This is a genomic window from Mesorhizobium ciceri biovar biserrulae WSM1271, from assembly GCF_000185905.1.
Classification (GTDB): Bacteria; Pseudomonadota; Alphaproteobacteria; order Rhizobiales; family Rhizobiaceae; genus Mesorhizobium; species Mesorhizobium ciceri.
Window position 1 is genome coordinate 4552392 of the sequence record NC_014923.1, and the last position, 17680, is coordinate 4570071.

Genomic DNA, 17680 nt, shown 5'->3' on the forward strand with positions numbered 1-17680 from the left:
TCTCCGTTGGGCTGAGGGCATGCGCGACCTGGAAATTTCCAATCAGGAATTGTCAGACCTTGCCGAAGAAGCCTTGGCGCTTGCCAAAGCTTATTGGGCCTCCCTCGAGGAACGTCGGACGTATCCCACGACCAGCGGCAAACAGACGACGGAACTCTTCTCGCGGCCTTGGCAGGAGAGCGGTCGTGGTCGGGAAGTCTTGCAGGATTTCAAGTCGATAGCGGAGCATGTGCGGCCTTCAACCGGCAGGTTCTTCGGTTATGTCGTCGGCTCCGGCGAACCGATCGGCGCGCTGGGGGAATTGCTGGCTGCGGTGCTCAATCAGAATGTGACGTCGTGGCGCTCGGCACCGGCTGCGACATCGATCGAACGCGCCGTCGTCGAATGGTTGGCGGAGGCTGTCGGTTGCCCCGGATTTACAGGCAGCCTGTGCGGCGGCGGCTCGACGGCGAACCTCATGGCCCTGGCGATGGTGCGGGAAGCGAAGCTGCCAGCCAACGAAACAGGCGTGCGACCGTGCGTGATCTATGCTTCCGAGCAAGTGCACATGTCCATTCCCAAGGCCGTCGCGCTGTTGGGGATCGGTAGAAAAAATCTCCGTTTGATCCCTGTCGACGACAAATTCAGGATGCGGACGGATGCCCTCCAGGCGGCTATTGCCGCCGACCGCGCCATCGGCAACATGCCCATCGCCATCGTGGCCACGGTCGGCACCATCATCTCCGGTGCGATCGATCCCCTTCCCGAAATCGCAGACATTGCCCGTAGGGAAGCGTTGTGGATGCATGTCGATGGGGCCTATGGGGGACTGGCGGCGCTGGCCGTCCCGGAAAAGTTCCAGGGACTGTCTTTGGCGGATTCGCTGTCGCTCGATGCGCACAAATGGCTCTATCAGCCACTCGATTGCGGCTGCCTGCTCAATCGCCACCCAGACATTGCGCGCACGACTTTCTCGCACAGCGACGACTACGTCAGGATATTGAGCGAAGACCCAACGGAAGCATTTGCATTCTTTGAAGAGTCGATCGAACTGTCTCGGCGCTTCCGTGCGCTGAAGCTCTGGATGTCGCTGCAGTATCACGGGCGCCGTGCCTATCGCGAAGCCATCGCGCGCGATCTCTACCATGCCCAGATGCTGGCACAGGCAATCGCTTCACAGCCGGAGCTTGAGCAGCTTGCGCCGGTATCGCTAAGCGCGGTCTGTTTCCGTCACCGCTCTAAGGACAATGAAGCGATCCTGCGCCGTGTGATCGCGCGCGGCCGCGTGTATCTGTCGAATGCAACGATCAACGGTCAATTCGCGCTGCGGGCGTGTTTCGTCAATCACAGGACGACCTTGGATGACGTTCGGGCGATTGTGTCCGAAGTCATTGCCGCCGCAGACGAACTCAATCATTGAACCGCTGCGGATTTGGCCTCGTGTTTCAGGCGACCTCCGCCCGCAGCCATGCCTTCAGACCGGCGATATCCCCATCGCCGACAGCAGCGGCAACGCGCCTGCCGACCGCCGCGCCGAACTTGTAGCCGTGGCCGGAGCATGCCGAGACAACAAGGCATTTGCCCTTTCCATGCGCCATGAATTTTTCGTCTGATGTGAAAGTGTAGGCGCAGGTGACGACCTCGGTCACGCGATACTCCGCGATGCGGGCGATCGGCGGCGAAAACAGGTTGCGGATCGCCTCGCCCTCGCCCGCCACCGGCTGACCGTTCCAGTCGGCGTCGCTGGTCGGCACCCTGTGCAGCCCGGAACCGAATTTCATGCCGGCGCCGCCGGAGGGCGGGATCACATAGCCGTCGATCGCGCCGCCGACATCGAGCACGACCGGTGCCGCCTGCCAGGCCGCCTTGAGGTCGGCCGGCGGTTCGACATAGGCAAGTGCGGTTCGATAGGTCTTCAATTCTCCGTCCAGTTCCGGAAACAGTTTTAGCACCCAGGCGCCTGCGGCGACGACGATGCGGTCGGCCTGCATCGTCTCGCCGCTTTCGAGCACGATGTGGCCGGCTTCGGCGTCGACCTCGACGACCTTGCTGTTTTCGTAGACATTGGCGCCGTTGGCGCGCAGCCACTTTGCCAGGCCGGACGCGATCTTGCGGCAATGCAGGGCGCCGCCTTCGGTCGAGAAATAGGCGTAGCGAAACGACCCGGCTTCCAGAAACGGCCAGCGTTTCACGGCTGCATCGGGCTCCAGCAGTTCGAACGGAAAATTGCCTTCTTCCAGGCCCTCGCGATATTCCTCGGCCTCGTCGCCGGGCTCGCGCGAAATGCAGACAAACCCTCTGGGATCGAGATGGTTTTCGCCGAGGTCGGCCCACATCTCGTCCCAGGCCTGGTAGGCTTCGGTGATCAGCCGGCCGTAGCCGGTCCCCGCGCGGTAAGCGCGGCGGATGATGCGGTGGTGGTCGCCCGAGGCGGCCAACGGGTTTGGGATCGGCCCCTGCTCGACGATCGAAACGCTGTGACCCGCCTTGACCAGCGACCACGCGGTCGAGAGGCCGGCAATACCCGCACCGACAACGATCACCTTCATCAAATCAGACTTTCCGCAGCCGGTCGGCTGGCTCAACGTATTGGATTGCGGGCGCCAACATACGGTCTGGAACCAGGCTGGCAAGCCGCGCTATTGGTCTGGCATGAGCAAATTGACGCCACCTGCCCTGGCCTTTGATCCAGCCACGCGACATCTGCGGCTCGACCCGCACGAGCCGGCTTTTTTTCAAAACCCTTATGATGCCTATGCTTTCCTCCACGGCCTATCGAATGCATTCTTCTGGGAAGAATTCGGCTTCTGGTGCTTTGGCGGCTTCGACGACGTCAACCGGCTGCTGCGCGACCGCCGTTTCGGCCGCCAGAATCCGGCCGGCATTCCAGACAGTCGCGGTATCGGACAGGACCGCAGCCATCTCAGGGCTTTCGACGGCGTCGAAGCCAATTCGATGCTGGAACTGGAGCCGCCGGTGCACACGCGGCTGAGAACACTGGTCAACCGCGCCTTCGTCTCGCGTCAGGTCGAACGGCTGCGGCCGCGTGTCGAGGCTTTGGCCAACGAGCTGATCGACCGTTTCGAACCAGGCAAGACGGTCGACCTGTTGCCTGCCTTCGCGGCGCCCTTGCCGATCACCATCATTGCCGAAATGCTCGGTGTGCCGGTCGACATGGGGCCGCAACTGCTCGACTGGTCGCACCAGATGGTTGCCATGTACATGCATGGCCGCACGCGCGCGATCGAAGAGACGGCCAACCGCGCCGCGGGCGAATTTGCCGATTTCCTGCGTTTCCATGTCACCGAGCGACGCAAGAACCCTGGCGACGACCTGCTGTCGCTGCTGATCTCGGCGCAGGAGGACGGCAAAAAGCTGTCGGAGGACGAGATGGTGTCCTCGGCGATCCTGCTGCTCAATGCCGGTCATGAAGCGACAGTGCATCAGACCGGCAACGCTGTCCGTTCGATCCTTATGCAAGGCGGCGATGTCAGCCGCTTCTTCGGCTCACCCGAAGCGACCGCGGCAACGGTCGAGGAATGCCTGCGCTTCGACGCGCCGCTGCACATGTTCACGCGCTATGCCTACCAGGAGATCGAAGTCGCGCCTGGCATTGTCGTGCAGCCGGGCCAGACGATCGGGCTGCTGCTGGGCATGGCCAATCATGACCCGCGCGCCTTCGCCGAACCGCAAGCTTTCCGGCCCGATCGTCCGGACCAGAAGAACGTGTCATTCGGCGCCGGCATCCATTTCTGCATCGGCGCGCCGCTGGCCAGGCTAGAATTGCAGGTGTCGCTGAAAACCCTGTTCGAACGGCACCCGAAGCTGCATCTTGCCGAAAGGCCAAGCTTCCGCGACACTTACCACTTCCATGGGCTGGAAAGGCTCGCCGTCGGCTTTTGACGAAGCGCGGATTTGGGCGCCGGCCTATTCCAGCCATAGCGCCAGCAGCAACCACAAGGTCGGCTCACCGGACCGCCCACGATGCCCTTCCACGACAAGGCACCGGAAGCTGTCTCAGCCAGTTCCAGCGAAATAGTCATACGCAGGCAGCACAAGCTTGGGGGAGAGCCTGAAGGCCGTTGCTGGCAGCCCCTGTCGATCCATGCCAAATCGCAAGATCGGTCGAGCGCGATATATCCGGAAAGGCCTAACTGGTGTCGTCACGGAGAAAGAGACGTTGAAGGCCGCACTTGAAAACTACCAAGTCCGAATGCAGCGGGTGCTAGACCATATAGACCAGCATCTGGATGACGATCTGGGGCTGGAGGCGTTGAGCGGTGTCGCGGCGTTCTCGAAATACCATTTCCACCGGCAGTTCACGTCCACCTTCGGGGTGTCCGTGCATCGCTATGTCCAGCTCGCCCGCATGAAGCGTGCTTCGTACAGACTTGCCGAAAGTGACGCCCAAAGCGTCACCGACATAGCCATGGATGCCGGTTACGACGCGCCGGATGCCTTCGCCCGCGCCTTTCGGCAACGGTTCGGACAATCGCCGTCGTCGTTCCGGAAGTCTCCCGACTGGGGGTCGTGGCTCGTGGCCTTCGGGCCCCTCGAAAAAGCAAGGAACACGCTTATGCAGATAATCTTTGAACACGACGACGTGACGATCCGCGATGTGCCCACAACGCCGGTGGCGATCATGGAGCACCGTGGAGACCGGGCGACGCTCCAGGACACCATCCAGCGGTTCATCGCCTGGCGCAAGGCGGCGGGCTTGTCGCCCGAGACAAGCCCGACCTTCAACGTCTTCCGTTCCGAAAGGGAGCCCGCGGTCCCGGCTGACTACAGCATGGACATTTGTGCCGGGACAGACCGGCCGATCGAGGCGAATGACGGGCAGATGAAGGCTGGCGTGATCCCCGGCGGGCGCTGCGCGGTGCTGCGCTACCCTGGCAATACCAACAATCTCGAACCCGCAGCACTTTATCTTTATCGTGAATGGCTTCCGGCCAGCGGCGAGGAAGCACGCGACTTTCCGATCTATTGCCAACGACATCTGTCCCACTTCCCGGAGGGCCCGCTACGCGAAGTGGTCGTTGAACTCTTTCTGCCTCTGAAATAGCTCGGCAGGACAGCGGTTTGCCCCCCCGATCGCGAGCATCATGGCGACGCGAGATCAAAGCTTGATCACATACTCCTTGCGAGTCGTTTCAAGCACTTCCCAGCTGCCCTTGAAGCCGGGCTTCAGCACAAAGCTGTCGCCGGTCTTGACGGTGCGCGCTTGCCCACCGTCCTCCGCGATCACCGAAACGCCGGACAGGATGTGGCAGAACTCCCACTCGTCATAGACGATGCGCCATTTGCCCGGGGTCGATTCCCATATGCCGGCATAGAGGCCGCCGTCGCGCTCCTCGACATTCCAGGTACGGAATTTGGGATCGCCCGAGATCAGCCGGTCGGGCGCCGGTGCACCTTGTTCGGCGTCGACAGCGTCGACGCCGATGGAAAGAAATTTTGACTCGCTCATGATCGGTCAGACCTTGGCTAGAGCCTGTTCGAGGTCGGCGACGATGTCGTTGACGTCCTCGATGCCGATCGAAAGCCGCACCGTGTCCGGTCCTGCGCCGGCCTTGACCTTCTGCTCGTCGGAAAGCTGGCGGTGCGTGGTCGAAGCTGGGTGGATGACCAGCGACTTGGTATCGCCGACATTGGCGAGGTGCGAGAACAGCTCGAGCGCCTCGACGAATTTGACGCCCGCGTCATAGCCGCCCTTCAGCGCGAAGGTGAACACGGCGCCGGCGCCAAACGGTGAGTACTTCTTCTGCAGCGCGTTGTTCTTGTCTGAGGGCAGGCCGGGGTAATTCACCGATGCGACCTTGGGGTGGTTGGACAGCCAGGCGGCAACCGTCACGGCATTGTCACAGTGGCGCTGCATGCGCAGCGGCAGGGTTTCCAGGCCGGTCAGGATGAGAAAGGCGTTGAACGGGGAGATCGCCGGGCCGAGATCGCGCAGGCCGAGCACGCGCGCGGCAATGGCGAAGGCGAAATTGCCGAAGGTTTCGTGCAGGACAAGACCACCATATTCGGGGCGCGGTTCCGACAGCATCGGGTATTTGCCCGATTTCGACCAGTCGAAGGTGCCGCCGTCGACGATGGCGCCGCCGATCGAATTGCCGTGACCGCCGATGAATTTGGTCAGCGAATGGACGACGATGTCGGCGCCATGCTCGATCGGCCGGATGAGGTAGGGCGAGGCCAGTGTGTTGTCGACGATCAGCGGCAGGCCGTGCTTGCGCGCGATGTCGCCGATCTTCTCGATGTCGACGAAGGTGCCGCCCGGATTGGCGAGGCTCTCGATGAAGATCGCCTTGGTCCTGTCGTCGATCTGGCTTTCGAAGGTCGAGATGTCATTGGTGTCGGCCCAGCGCACCTCCCAGCCATAATTCTTGAAGGCATGGCCGAACTGGTTGATCGAACCGCCGTAAAGCTTGTTGGCGGCAACGAAATTGTCGCCCGGCTGCATCAGATTGTGGAACACGATCACCTGCGCCGCATGGCCGGAGGCGACCGCGAGTGCCGCCGTGCCGCCTTCGAGGGCCGCCATGCGCTCTTCCAGCACCGCCTGGGTCGGGTTCATGATGCGGGTGTAGATGTTGCCGAAGGCCTTCAGCCCGAACAGCGACGCGGCATGGTCTGCATCGTCGAAGACGAAGGAGGTCGTCTGGTAGATCGGCGTGGCGCGCGCGCCGGTCGCCGGATCGGGCTTGGCACCGGCGTGGACGGCGAGCGTGTTGAAACCTGGCGTGCGGGTCACTGAAAACCTCCCTTTTGAAACTCTTGAAATCGCCGGGCATTCTTGGCGAAGCATGAGCGCGAATGCAAAGAAGAAAATACCCTTCGGCTAACGATCTGCGGCCGAGGCCCGAGAAAATGCGCTGGCCTAAGGAATAATTTTGCGCCTAAGGCGCATCGCGCGTCAGGCCTTGCTTTTGGTGCACGTCGTTATCCCAAAACCGCTGCGCACTTTTGAGCGACGTGCACTACTTCTGCCGCACGCCGAAACTCTGGAATCCCGACCGCATCAGCGGCTTCTTCGACGACAGCACGCCGGAATTGACGCCGGTCCAACCGATCTCGCCGGACAGCTTGCCATATTCGATCTTGGGGCAGCGGTTCATCACCACCTTGATGCCGGCGGCCTCGGCGCGCGCGGCTGCTTCGTCATGGCGCACGCCAAGCTGCATCCAGATCACTTTCGGCAAGGGATCGAGCCGCAACGCCTCGTCGACGATGCCGGGCACCGCCGCCGGCGCGCGAAAGATGTCGACCATGTCGATCGGCTCCGGAATATCGGCGAGCCTCGCATAGGTCATCCGGCCGAGGATCTCCTTGCCGGCCTGGCCAGGATTGATCGGAAACACCGAAAATCCCTTGGCCAGCAGATATTTCAGCACGAAATAGCTTGGCCGCACATCATTGGCGGACGCGCCGACCATGGCGACGGTCTTCACCGAATTGAGGATGCCGGCGATGTAGCTGTTGTCGTAACTATCGTGGTTCATGCGGCTTCCTGCGGTAGTGATAGCGGTAAAGTTCACGGCTGAACCCAAGCGAGGCATAGAGAGCGCGAGCCGGCGTGTTGTCGGCCACCACCTGCAGGCATGCGGCCTGAGCCCCTGCCCGCCGCGCCCAGCCGATGAGGCCGCCGACGGTCTTGCGGCCCAGGCCTTGCTGCCTGAAACGGCCATCGGTTTCAACCGATTCCACCACAAGCAGGCCATTGCGGATGACACCATAGGCCAGGGCGGCAATTTGGCTGTCGCGGTCACAGGATACGAACGCCCGATCGCCGACGATCAGCCCGGTCATCTCGCGAAAGATGCGGCGGTCGGCTTCGTCAAAGGCTCCCATGCGGAACCGCGCCGCGAGCCAGTCCTCGCCCGGCACCTTCAAAACGGTGACCTGCTCATCGCGAACTTCAGCCAGGTCGCCGATCCCGGCATGGAGATGGATCGTGCCGCCTTCCGGCTGGTAGCCACGATGGTCGAGAGCGGCTTCGAGCTCGCCGGCGATGCCGGGAACCCGAAACAAGGGCGTCTGGCCGTGGCCGATGTAGAAGGACTCGGCGGCGTCCACGACCGCATCAGGCACGCCCCGCTTACCGCGCAAGGGATTGGCCGAATTGGTGCGCCGGATCCGTCCGCCCGATCGCCGTAGAAGCCAGCCATCAACCACCGTCTCGGTCGCCGCCGGCCAGCCTTCGCGGCACGCCTGCTCGACGCGCCAGTTGAGGTCATCATCGCCGGCGCTCACGCGTCATCCTCCCGCAGCGCTTCCTCCATAAAGGCCTGCGGATCGGTGCAGAAGTCGCGCATCATGCGAAAATGATCGGTATCGCTGAAATCCGTGGGATCGAGCCCGAACCGGCTGATGCGGAACAGCCGCGCGCCAGGACAAGCCATCAGCAGCGGCGAATGCGTCGCCATGATCACTTGCGCGGTGCCCGACTGGTCCATGCGCCGCAGCATCTTGAGCAGCTCGATCTGTCGCGTCGGCGACAGTGCGCTTTCGGGTTCGTCGAGGATGTAGATGCCTTGCCTGCGGCAGCGCTCCTCGAAAAAACGGATAAAGCCCTCGCCATGCGACCAGGACAGGAAGTCCGGCGGCGGGGGCCTGAAAGGGTCTTCCAGTGCCGCCTGATCGAGATATCGGGCCACGGAGTAGAAGGATTCGGCACGAAAGAACCAGCCGGCAGTGACTTTCGGCAGCCAGTGGCCACGGAACGTGTTTGCCAGCGCAGCACCGCTCTTGTCGATGGCGCTGGAATGGTCGACCGGCCTATATCCCTTGCCGCCACCGGCTTCGTCATAGCCGGCCAGCGCACCGATCGCCTCGAGCAGCGTCGATTTGCCGGTGCCGTTCTCGCCGACGATGATGGTGATCGGCGTGGTGAATTCGAGTTCGAAGTCGTGGCCGCGAAACAGCGGCAGGTTCCATGGATATTTTTCCCAATCCTCGACCCGCACGGCATCGAGCAGGATGCGCTTCAGATAGGGAGCCTTGAGCCGCGTCAGCTGCTTGCGATGGGCCATCAGCCAGGTAGCGAAATCGTGCCGTCTTCGGCGATCGGAAAGGCCGGATTGTGCGCCACTTCCCAGACATGCCCGTCGGCGTCGGCGAAGTAGCCGTACCAGCCGCCCCAGAAGGCGCGGCCGGCCGGCTTGACGATGCGGCCGCCGGCTTTTTCCGCCCTGGCGAGCACGTCGTCGACTTCGGCGTCGGAGCGGGTGTTGTAGGCGAGGTAGACCGCCGATGGCGCCGCGGCGAAGGCGATGCCGGAATCCTCTTCTGCGCTGGCACGTGGGAACAGACCAAGAATGACGCCGCCCATCTGGAAGAAGGCGACACCGTCGGTGATACCGGCATGCCGCTTCAAGCCCATAGCCTCGTAAAAGCGCACCGCGCGGTCCAGATCATCGGTGGCGATGGTAACGATAGAGATTCGCGGCTCCATGGTGCTGCTCCTATTCGTCCGTCCATTCCGGCTTGCGCTTGCCGATGAAGGCGCCGATGCCTTCCTCGGCGTCGCGCGCGAGCATGTTTTCGACCATGATCCGGCCGGTATAGGTGTAAGCATCCGCCAGCCCCATTTCGGCCTGCGCGTAAAACGCCTCCTTGCCCGCCTTGACCACCAAAGATGATTTGGAAGCAATGGTTTGCGCGTATTTGGTGACGATCTGATTCAGGTATTCACGCGGCACGACGCGGTTGACCAGGCCGAATTCCTTGGCGGTTGCCGCATCGATGGTCTCGCCGGTCAACAGCATCTCCATCGCATGCTTGCGCGAGACGTTGCGCGACAGCGCCACCATCGGCGTCGAGCAGAACAGGCCGATGTTGACACCCGGCGTACAGAAGGTCGCCTCATGCGAAGCGATCGCCAGGTCGCAGCTGGCGACCAGTTGCAGCCCGGCGGCGGTGGCCAGGCCGTCAACCTCGGCGATGACAGGCACTGGATGACACACGATCGCCTGCATCAGCGTCGCACAAGCGGCAAACGTCTCTGCGAAAAAGGCCTTGCCATGATCGGCGTCAGTGCGGCGCGCGGTCATTTCCTTGAGATCATGGCCGGCGCAGAACACCTTGCCGGCAGCCGACAAGACGATGACGCGAACGGCCTTGTCGGCCCTGGCGCGCTCGAGTTCGGCCGTCAGCGCCGCCATCACCGCCAGCGACAGCGCGTTGGCAGGCGGATTGGCGAGTGTGAGGCGCAGCACGCCCTTGTCCAGTTGTGCAACCACCGGACCCTCAACGGCCGCAGGCTTGATGGCAAGGATTTCGGCCATGGCTAAGGTTCTCCGCGATTCCGCTGGGGCTGCCAGACTATCTAATATCGGATCAGCTTTCGTCCAACACCGATCGCTTGCGCCAGGGGACGAAGGTTGTCAGAAATGCCGCGCTGCGCTCATACAGGCCTGGCGCAAAGCGAGAGACTAAGACATGCCCGCCCAGACCAACCTCAAGCCCGTGCTGACCGCGCTACAAGTCAATGCGCTGATGGAAACCGTCTATCCGCAGCTCAATGAGCAGTTCAAATATTTCGAGGCGATCGACGTGTTCCCGGGCGGCTGCACCGTGCGGCTCAACGCCGGCGAACGGCATTTGCGTCCCGGCGGCACGGTGTCCGGCCCCTCGCTGTTCACGCTGGCCGACATTGGCGGCTACGTCTGCGTGCTCAGCCATGCCGGGCCGGATGCGCTTTCGGTCACCGTCAACCTCGACATCAATTTCGTGCGCAAGGCCGAGGCAGGACCGATCGACGGCCATTGCCGCATCCTGAAGCTGGGAAAGAGCCTGATGGTGTTCGACATCGACATCGTTGCCGGCCCAGACGGACACACGGTGGCGCATGCCACCGGCACCTATTCGATCCCGCCGAAGCGGAATGATGATGTGGTAAAATAATACCTTTTGTTCAAGCTATTGTTTTTGCTACATTTTACCTGATATCTACCTTTTCGTTCGCCTTGACGCGGTCACCACCCTCGCCTATAAGCCTCCACGAAGCAGCGGCCCGCAAAGGCCGCCGTTTTGTTATTGGCGGCGGGCAAGCGCCTTTCGCCAATCCAAGCAACAAGAAACGCCTTCTCTTATGAAGGTCAGAACCGAGAGCAGAAAACATGACAACCTTTTCGCAGAAGCCTGCGGATGTGGTGAAGAAGTGGATCCTGATCGACGCCGAAGGTCTCGTCGTCGGTCGTCTGGCCACTGTCATCGCCAATCATCTCCGCGGCAAGCACAAGCCGACCTTCACCCCGCACGTCGACGACGGCGACAACGTCATCGTCATCAATGCCGACAAGGTGGTGTTCACCGGCAAGAAGTTCACCGACAAGGTCTATTACTGGCACACCGGCCACCCAGGCGGCATCAAGGAGCGCACCGCGCGCCAGCTGCTCGAGGGTCGTTTCCCCGAGCGTGTCGTCGAGAAGGCCGTTGAGCGCATGGTCCCGCGTGGCCCGCTCGGCCGTCGCCAGATGAAGAACCTGCGCGTCTATGCAGGCGCCGAGCATCCGCATGTCGCCCAGCAGCCCGTCGTGCTCGACGTGGCCAAGCTGAACGCCAAGAACAAGAAGGTCGCATAAGATGGCTGAGCTTTCCTCGCTCGCAGAACTGGGCGCCGCCACCGGCAACACCAATACCCAGCCGGCGGCCCCCGTCCACGTCCAGAAGCTCGACAAGTCGGGCCGCGCCTATGCCACCGGCAAGCGCAAGAACGCCATTGCGCGCGTCTGGGTGAAGCCGGGTTCCGGCAAGATCATCATCAACGACAAGGAATTCGCGACCTATTTCGCGCGTCCGGTCCTGCAGATGATCCTCAACCAGCCGATCATCGCCTCCAACCGCGCCGGCCAGTACGACATCGTCGCGACAGTCGTCGGCGGCGGTCTCTCCGGCCAGGCTGGCGCCGTGCGTCACGGCATCTCCAAGGCGCTGACCTACTACGAGCCGACGCTGCGCGCCGTGCTCAAGAAGGGCGGCTTCCTGACCCGCGACAGCCGCGTCGTCGAGCGCAAGAAGTACGGCAAGGCCAAGGCCCGTCGTAGCTTCCAGTTTTCCAAGCGCTAAGCACTTCGCAGCTTCAGACAATCGAAAAGGCCGCCTCCGGGCGGCCTTTTTGTTTGCGGCTCGGCAGTCACCCCACCCACGCCTACGGCGCGACCTTCCCATCAAGGGGAGCTAGAAGAGCGCGGCGCCCTACCTCCCCTCAATGGGAAGGTCGGCGCGGAGCGCCGGGTGGGGTGACGGCGCCGGAAACAGGTCAGGCCTTGCCGCCCTTGATATAGTCGATGAACGCCCGCAGCGGGGCCGGAACCAGGCGCCGGCCGGGATAATAGAGAAACGGTCCGGGAAAACTCTGCCACCACGGTTCGAGCACGGGCTCAAGAGCGCCGCTGTCGAAGTAAGGGCGCAGCCAGCCCTCGAAGAGGCCGATGATGCCGGTGCCGGCAATAGCCGCGTCGACGGCAAGATCCGTCGCCCCGCCGATCCGCACGATCAAGGGGCCTGTCGGATCGACCCGCACCACCTCGCCGTCTCGCTCGAATTCCCACGGCAGCATCGCACCGCTGGCAAAGCGCCCACGCACGCAGGAGTGGCCAAGCAGGTCGCTCGGGTGTTGCGGGCGGCCATGGCGATCAAGATAGGCAGGGCTGGCGGCCGTGGCGAAACGCTGCACGCGCGGTCCGATCGGCACCGCGATCATGTCCTGCTCCAGCCGCTCGTCATAGCGGATGCCGGCGTCACAGCCGGCCGCCAGCACGTCGACGAAGTTCTCGTCGGCGATCACCTCCAGCCGGATACCAGGATAGGCGGCGAGGAAACCAGGGACGATGTCGGGCAATATCAGCCGCGCAGCACTGACCGGCACGTTGAGACGCAACGAGCCCGCCGGCCTGTCGCGAAAACCGTTCACCACGTCCAGCGCCGCCTCCACCTCCGACAGCGCCGGGCCGAGCCGCTCCAGAAGGCTGAGGCCCGCCTCGGTCGGGACAACGCTGCGCGTCGTGCGGTTGAACAGCCTGACACCGAGCTGCACTTCCAGGCGACGCACCGCCTCACTCAGGCCGGAGGCGCTGCCGCCGCTCGCACGCGCGCCGTCGCGAAAGCCGCCGGCGCGCGCCACCGCCACGAAAGCATTCAGATCGCTGAGGTCCATCATTGTTCGCCATTCCGCACGGCCTGTGTGGATTGTACCGGATTATCACGAGGTTGGGCAGCGCCTATCTCTGCCTCCTCAAAGGAGATCAATCATGTCCAACATCCAACAATCCGGCACCTTCGCCCCCGCCGCCTTCAAGCTTGGCAGCCGCACCGTGAAGCGGCTCGGCTACGGTGCCATGCAACTCGCGGGACCCGGCGTGTTCGGGCCGCCCAAGGATCATGACTCGGCATTGGCCGTGCTGCGCGAGGCGATTGCGCAAGGCGTCGACCATATCGACACCAGCGACTTCTACGGTCCGCACGTCACCAACCGGCTGATCCGCGAGGCGCTGGCGCCCTACCCCCAAGATCTCGTCATCGTCACCAAGATCGGTGCCCGGCGCGGCGCGGATGGATCGTGGCTGCCGGCCTTTTCCGCGGAAGAGCTCACCCAGGCGGTACACGACAATCTCAGCAATCTCGGGCTCGAGGTGCTCGATGTCGTCAACCTACGCATCATGTTCGATACCCATGGCCCCGCCGAGGGATCGATCGAAGCGCCGCTCACCGTGCTGGCCGAGCTCCAACAACAGGGTCTGGTCAGGCACATCGGGCTGAGCAACGTGACGCCGGCGCAGATCGCGCAAGGACGGGGGATCGCCGAGATCGTCTGCGTGCAGAACCAGTACAATCTGGCGCATCGCGGCGACGATGCCCTGATCGACGATCTTGCCCGCGATGGCATCGCCTATGTGCCGTTCTTCCCGCTCGGCGGCTTCAACCCGCTGCAATCCTCCACCCTGTCGGAAATCGCGGCGCGCCTCGGCGCCACGCCAATGCAGGTCGCGCTCGCCTGGCTGCTGCGCCGCGCGCCCAACATCCTGCTGATCCCCGGCACATCGTCGGTCGGGCATCTCGGGGAGAACCTCGCTGCGGCTGAACTGGAATTGCCACAGGATGCGCTTAGCGAACTGGACGGCGTGGCGCTAGCGGCTTGAAGCTAACCAATCTCCCCCCTCGTGAGGGAGATTGGCAGCGTCAGCCGCCGCTTAATTGATGCTCGCCGTATTCGCCGGCTCAACCGGCCGCGCCTCGTCGGCATAAGGCACGCGAAAACCATTCGCGGCCAGCCAGTCGATTGCCGCCTTCGGCTCGTCGGTCTGGATGATGGTGGCGCCGCGATCGGCCCAGAAACCCCAGCTTTCGCGCGGCAGGCTGGCCTGCACCGCCAGTTCGTCGCCGCGGCCGCCGGCGAGGAAGCCGCCCGGTTTGTTGGCGATGGCGTAGGTGTCGGCCCAGATGTGCCAGTTGCCCCTGACTGCGGCCGCGCGCATGCGCGTGCTGAACAGCGGCCCGCCCGTCTCGGTCAGCGTCTCGGCGCCTGCCCGCCAGTTGATCAACTCGATCGCGCGCGGCGAGAAGGCGCGGTCGACCGTCCCGGCGAAACCGGCGTCATGCACCGCGTCATCGGCGATGATCGGCATGAACTGGAAGCCGCCGCCAATGGTCTCCATGGCGGCCTTGACCGTGGAAATCCGTTGTGAATTCCACAGGTTCTCCTTGACGATGACCTGTTCGGCCATGCCGAGACCGCGAGCGACCGCAATCATGCCCGGGAGGGCGCCGACGTCGAGCTTGTTGTCGAGGTTGATGAGGATGCGGTTTCTGGTCGCCATCAGCATCTCGTGCAGCGTCGAGACTGTTTCACTTGTCGCCGCACCGGTGCCCTCGACCACCAGCCGGCATGTCTTCAGTTCGGCCAGCGTGTACATGACCACCTCGCCCTTGCAGGTCGTGGTGCGGTCGAGCCAGCTGTCATGCATGACGACGAACTCGCCGTCCTTCGAGCGCCTGATGTCGACCTCGACGATTTCGGCGCCCATGGCGATCGAGCCCTCCACGGCGGCAATCGAATTTTCCGCGTAGAGCGTCTTGCCGGCCTGCATGCTGCCGGCGCGATGCGCAGCCACCATGACGTGATCGCGCCATTGGTTGGCATGCTCGAAGCGGTCGAGGATCTGTCTGGCGCGGGTCTCGCCGGCCAAGGCCTGGCCAGAGGCGGCTGCCACGGCCGTGTAAAGCAGAAAACTCAGCCAGATGGTCCGCATCGAGAATCGCTCCTTGCCGGATCGACACCCGGATAGGCGACGCCCGTGACATCTGGGTGAACGAAGCCGGCTAGCGGAATACTCGCAGCAGGTGCGTCAGATGCGTTTCGAGAGCCTGCGGAACCACGCCATGGCCGGCATCTCGACAAAACGCCAGGTGATCCAGGAGGCGGCAATGGTAGCGGCGAGCATGACGACGATCGCCACCGCCCCCGTCCAGCCGGCACCGAAGCCGGTGGCAGGCTGGCCGCGCAGCATGAAGTCGCCGATCAGGCCAAGGCCGAGCTTGCGCTCGACGAGCCCCGCGACGTTGATCAGGCGCGCCTGGACGAAGATGTGGACCATGTAGATCGAATAGGACAGCGCGCCGAGCGTCAGCATGAACGGGGCTCTGAGCAAGGCGCTGATCCAGCCACCCTCATGGGCGAACAGAAACAGCGCCAGCGCGAACACCAGGGGTGCCGCGATGCCGAAGTCATTGTCGCCCGCCAGCGAAACGAAAAGCACGATGACGGCCACCATGACGATTTCGGCAAGGGTCCAGTCCATCCGCGGGCCGCCCCTGGCGAGAGCCTGTCGCGCCCCTGCAATGGAATCATGCTGAAACCAGGCCAGCAAGGCGCCGAGCGAGAAGCCGTACAGGCAACGGATGAAGCCGAAATCGAAGGACACATCCATATGATGGGTCGAGAAGCCGAGCAGGAACAGCGGCGCGGTGACGGCGGCCGCGACGAACCATATCCAGGCGCGCACGCCGGCGACGAAGACCACGCCGGCAAACAGGAGATAGGCGAAGAACTCGGCCGAAATGCTCCAGCTCGGCGCATTCCAGGTCAATTGATCCTCGAAGCCGACACCCTGCAGCAGAAGGAGATTGGCAAGCAGGCTGTTGAGGTCGAAGCCGCCGGTGAAGGGGGCAGCCCCCGTGCCGTGCAATTGCGGCAGCATCAGCCGCAGCAGCTCGAAACCGGCGAAGGCGGCAAGCATGAGCAGATGCAGCGGGTAGATGCGGCCGAAACGGACCAGGGCGAAACGCGCGACCTGTCCCGGTTGGTTGAGCCGATCGCCGTAGCTGCTGGCGATGACGAAGCCGGAAAGGACGAAGAAGAAATCGACGAACAGGTAGGACGAACCGATGAAGGCGCTTTGCGAAATCGTCGAACCGGTAGGAAAGTGAAACAGCGCCACCAGAAGCGCGCAGATGCCGCGCCACGAATCGAGGACCAGGAAGCGTTCGCCGGCGACCGTGCCGGTGTGGGTCGACGCCGCGGCACGGGTGGGGTTGAGAAACGCGGTCTGCGTCATGATGATACAATCCTGTCTTGCCGTGGCACTCGGGCAGCGCCATTCCGTCTCGCCAAGCTATGACTGGCATCTTCCGTGCCGGTTCTGTAGTTGTTGCAACCCGATGAAAAACGAGGATCCGTAATGGCGAACCACACCATCGACAACGCCTTCACCGCCCGTTCCAAAACGGGCGCCGCGTTCGAGCCGACCTATTCCGGCGCGCTGTCGTTCATGCGGCGCAAATACACCAAGGACGTGAAGGGCGCGGATGCGGTGGTGTGGGGTATTCCCTTCGATGCCGCCGTCACCAACCGGCCTGGCGCCCGCTTCGGGCCGCAGGCGATCCGCCGTGCCTCGGCGATCCTCGACAACGACCCGCAATATCCCTTTTCACGCGATCTGTTCGAGCATCTGGCGGTCGTCGACTATGGCGATTGCCTGCTCGATTCGGGCAACCATCAGAAGACGCCCGGCACGATCGAGCGCGAAGCGGCGAAGATCCTCAAATCAGGCGCCTTCCTGTTGACGCTCGGCGGCGATCATTTCGTCACCTGGCCACTGCTCAAGGCGCATGCCGCCATCCATGGTCCGCTCGCTTTGGTGCAGTTCGACGCCCACCAGGACACCTGGCCGGACGACGGCAAGCGCATCGACCACGGCTCCTTCGTCGGTCGCGCCGTCAAGGAAGGCATCATCGATCCCGACCGGTCGATCCAGATCGGCATCCGCACCCATGCGCCCGACACGTTCGGCATCAAGATCCTCCATGGCCATGAAATCGAGGAGATGCGGGCGTCCGACATTGCCTACGCCATTGTCGACCGCACCGGCGGCAAGAAGACCTATCTCACCTTCGACATCGACTGCCTCGATCCGGCCTATGCGCCCGGCACAGGCACGCCGGTTGCCGGCGGCCCGTCCTCGGCCAAGATCCTGTCGACTCTGCGCCAGCTCAACCAGATCGATATTGTCGGCGCCGATGTCGTAGAGGTTGCGCCGGCCTATGATCACGCCGATATAACGGCAATCGCCGGCTCGATGGTGGCCATGCAATATCTCGGTCTGCTTGCTGAACGGAAAGCCCGGCTTGAAGAGCTGAACAACGGCAATCACAATGGTGCCGCAGTGATTCAGGGTCAGGGCATATAGTCTTGAAAACT

19 protein-coding genes are annotated in these 17680 nt (G+C 63.0%); 8 read left to right on the forward strand and 11 right to left on the reverse strand.

Translation table 11 applies throughout. The features are described 5' to 3' along the window. Window positions 1-19: 19 nt before the first annotated feature. Window positions 20-1399, forward strand: a complete 1380-nt coding sequence (locus MESCI_RS22175) for a pyridoxal phosphate-dependent decarboxylase family protein (protein ID WP_013532193.1) — start codon at window positions 20-22, stop codon at window positions 1397-1399. Window positions 1400-1424: 25 nt separating this feature from the next. Here MESCI_RS22175 and MESCI_RS22180 read toward each other — a convergent pair whose 3' ends face one another. Further along, on the reverse strand, window positions 1425-2528 hold the full coding sequence (locus tag MESCI_RS22180) for an NAD(P)/FAD-dependent oxidoreductase (protein ID WP_013532194.1): 1104 nt from the start codon (window positions 2526-2528) through the stop codon (window positions 1425-1427). 103 nt (window positions 2529-2631) lie between these two features. Between MESCI_RS22180 and MESCI_RS22185 the strand changes: the two genes are divergently transcribed. Together MESCI_RS22185 and MESCI_RS22190 are read left to right on the forward strand one after the other, a co-directional pair. After that, window positions 2632-3882, forward strand: coding sequence for a cytochrome P450 (locus MESCI_RS22185; RefSeq protein ID WP_013532195.1), 1251 nt, complete (start codon window positions 2632-2634; stop codon window positions 3880-3882). Between the two features lie 277 nt (window positions 3883-4159). After that, the gene (locus MESCI_RS22190; protein WP_013532196.1) at window positions 4160-5044 is read left to right on the forward strand and encodes an AraC family transcriptional regulator; all 885 of its coding nucleotides are present in this window, start codon (window positions 4160-4162) and stop codon (window positions 5042-5044) included. Between the two features lie 54 nt (window positions 5045-5098). Here the strand turns inward: MESCI_RS22190 and MESCI_RS22195 are convergent, their stop codons facing one another. The 7 genes from MESCI_RS22195 to MESCI_RS22225 form a co-directional block, all read right to left on the reverse strand. Beyond that, entirely contained in the window at window positions 5099-5449 is a 351-nt protein-coding gene (locus MESCI_RS22195; RefSeq protein WP_013532197.1) for a cupin domain-containing protein, read from the reverse strand. Between the two features lie 6 nt (window positions 5450-5455). Continuing rightward, entirely contained in the window at window positions 5456-6736 is a 1281-nt protein-coding gene (locus tag MESCI_RS22200; protein ID WP_013532198.1) for an O-acetylhomoserine aminocarboxypropyltransferase, read from the reverse strand. Window positions 6737-6962: 226 nt separating this feature from the next. Beyond that, a complete protein-coding gene (locus tag MESCI_RS22205; protein ID WP_013532199.1) occupies window positions 6963-7484 on the reverse strand; it encodes a CoA-binding protein in 522 nt (173 codons plus the stop codon). Beyond that, a complete protein-coding gene (locus tag MESCI_RS22210; protein WP_013532200.1) occupies window positions 7471-8235 on the reverse strand; it encodes a GNAT family N-acetyltransferase in 765 nt (254 codons plus the stop codon). The genes MESCI_RS22205 and MESCI_RS22210 overlap by 14 nt, the downstream gene beginning before the upstream one ends. Further along, window positions 8232-9014, reverse strand: a complete 783-nt coding sequence (locus MESCI_RS22215) for an AAA family ATPase (RefSeq protein WP_013532201.1) — start codon at window positions 9012-9014, stop codon at window positions 8232-8234. Before MESCI_RS22215 ends, MESCI_RS22210 begins: the two co-directional genes overlap by 4 nt. Then, on the reverse strand, window positions 9014-9436 hold the full coding sequence (locus tag MESCI_RS22220) for a VOC family protein (protein WP_013532202.1): 423 nt from the start codon (window positions 9434-9436) through the stop codon (window positions 9014-9016). Before MESCI_RS22220 ends, MESCI_RS22215 begins: the two co-directional genes overlap by 1 nt. A 10-nt stretch (window positions 9437-9446) precedes the next feature. Then, window positions 9447-10268, reverse strand: coding sequence for an enoyl-CoA hydratase (locus tag MESCI_RS22225; RefSeq protein WP_013532203.1), 822 nt, complete (start codon window positions 10266-10268; stop codon window positions 9447-9449). 154 nt (window positions 10269-10422) lie between these two features. Between MESCI_RS22225 and MESCI_RS22230 the strand changes: the two genes are divergently transcribed. The 3 genes from MESCI_RS22230 to rpsI all read left to right on the forward strand — a co-directional run bounded on the left by MESCI_RS22230 (window position 10423) and on the right by rpsI (window position 12051). Next, a complete protein-coding gene (locus MESCI_RS22230; protein WP_013532204.1) occupies window positions 10423-10887 on the forward strand; it encodes a PaaI family thioesterase in 465 nt (154 codons plus the stop codon). Window positions 10888-11102: 215 nt separating this feature from the next. Then, window positions 11103-11567 carry a 50S ribosomal protein L13 gene (gene rplM, locus MESCI_RS22235; protein ID WP_013532205.1) on the forward strand — a complete coding sequence of 155 codons (465 nt, stop codon included), beginning with the start codon at window positions 11103-11105 and terminating at the stop codon, window positions 11565-11567. A gap of 1 nt (window position 11568) precedes the next feature. Next, entirely contained in the window at window positions 11569-12051 is a 483-nt protein-coding gene (gene rpsI / locus MESCI_RS22240; RefSeq protein WP_013532206.1) for a 30S ribosomal protein S9, read from the forward strand. Window positions 12052-12244: 193 nt separating this feature from the next. On the opposite strand, the gene MESCI_RS22245 is transcribed toward rpsI, so the two are convergent. Next, window positions 12245-13144 (reverse strand): LysR family transcriptional regulator, encoded by a 900-nt coding sequence (locus MESCI_RS22245; RefSeq protein ID WP_013532207.1) that lies wholly within the window; start codon window positions 13142-13144, stop codon window positions 12245-12247. A gap of 91 nt (window positions 13145-13235) precedes the next feature. On the opposite strand from MESCI_RS22245, the gene MESCI_RS22250 reads away from it, so the two are divergent. After that, window positions 13236-14123, forward strand: a complete 888-nt coding sequence (locus MESCI_RS22250; RefSeq protein ID WP_013532208.1) for an aldo/keto reductase family oxidoreductase — start codon at window positions 13236-13238, stop codon at window positions 14121-14123. A 51-nt stretch (window positions 14124-14174) separates the two neighbouring features. On the opposite strand, the gene MESCI_RS22255 is transcribed toward MESCI_RS22250, so the two are convergent. Together MESCI_RS22255 and MESCI_RS22260 are read right to left on the reverse strand one after the other, a co-directional pair. Further along, complete coding sequence (locus tag MESCI_RS22255) at window positions 14175-15233, reverse strand: glycerophosphodiester phosphodiesterase family protein (protein WP_013532209.1); 1059 nt, start codon at window positions 15231-15233, stop codon at window positions 14175-14177. Window positions 15234-15329: 96 nt separating this feature from the next. After that, a complete protein-coding gene (locus MESCI_RS22260; RefSeq protein WP_013532210.1) occupies window positions 15330-16538 on the reverse strand; it encodes an acyltransferase family protein in 1209 nt (402 codons plus the stop codon). Window positions 16539-16661: 123 nt separating this feature from the next. On the opposite strand from MESCI_RS22260, the gene speB reads away from it, so the two are divergent. Then, on the forward strand, window positions 16662-17669 hold the full coding sequence (speB, locus tag MESCI_RS22265) for an agmatinase (RefSeq protein WP_013532211.1): 1008 nt from the start codon (window positions 16662-16664) through the stop codon (window positions 17667-17669). Window positions 17670-17680 lie beyond the last annotated feature (11 nt).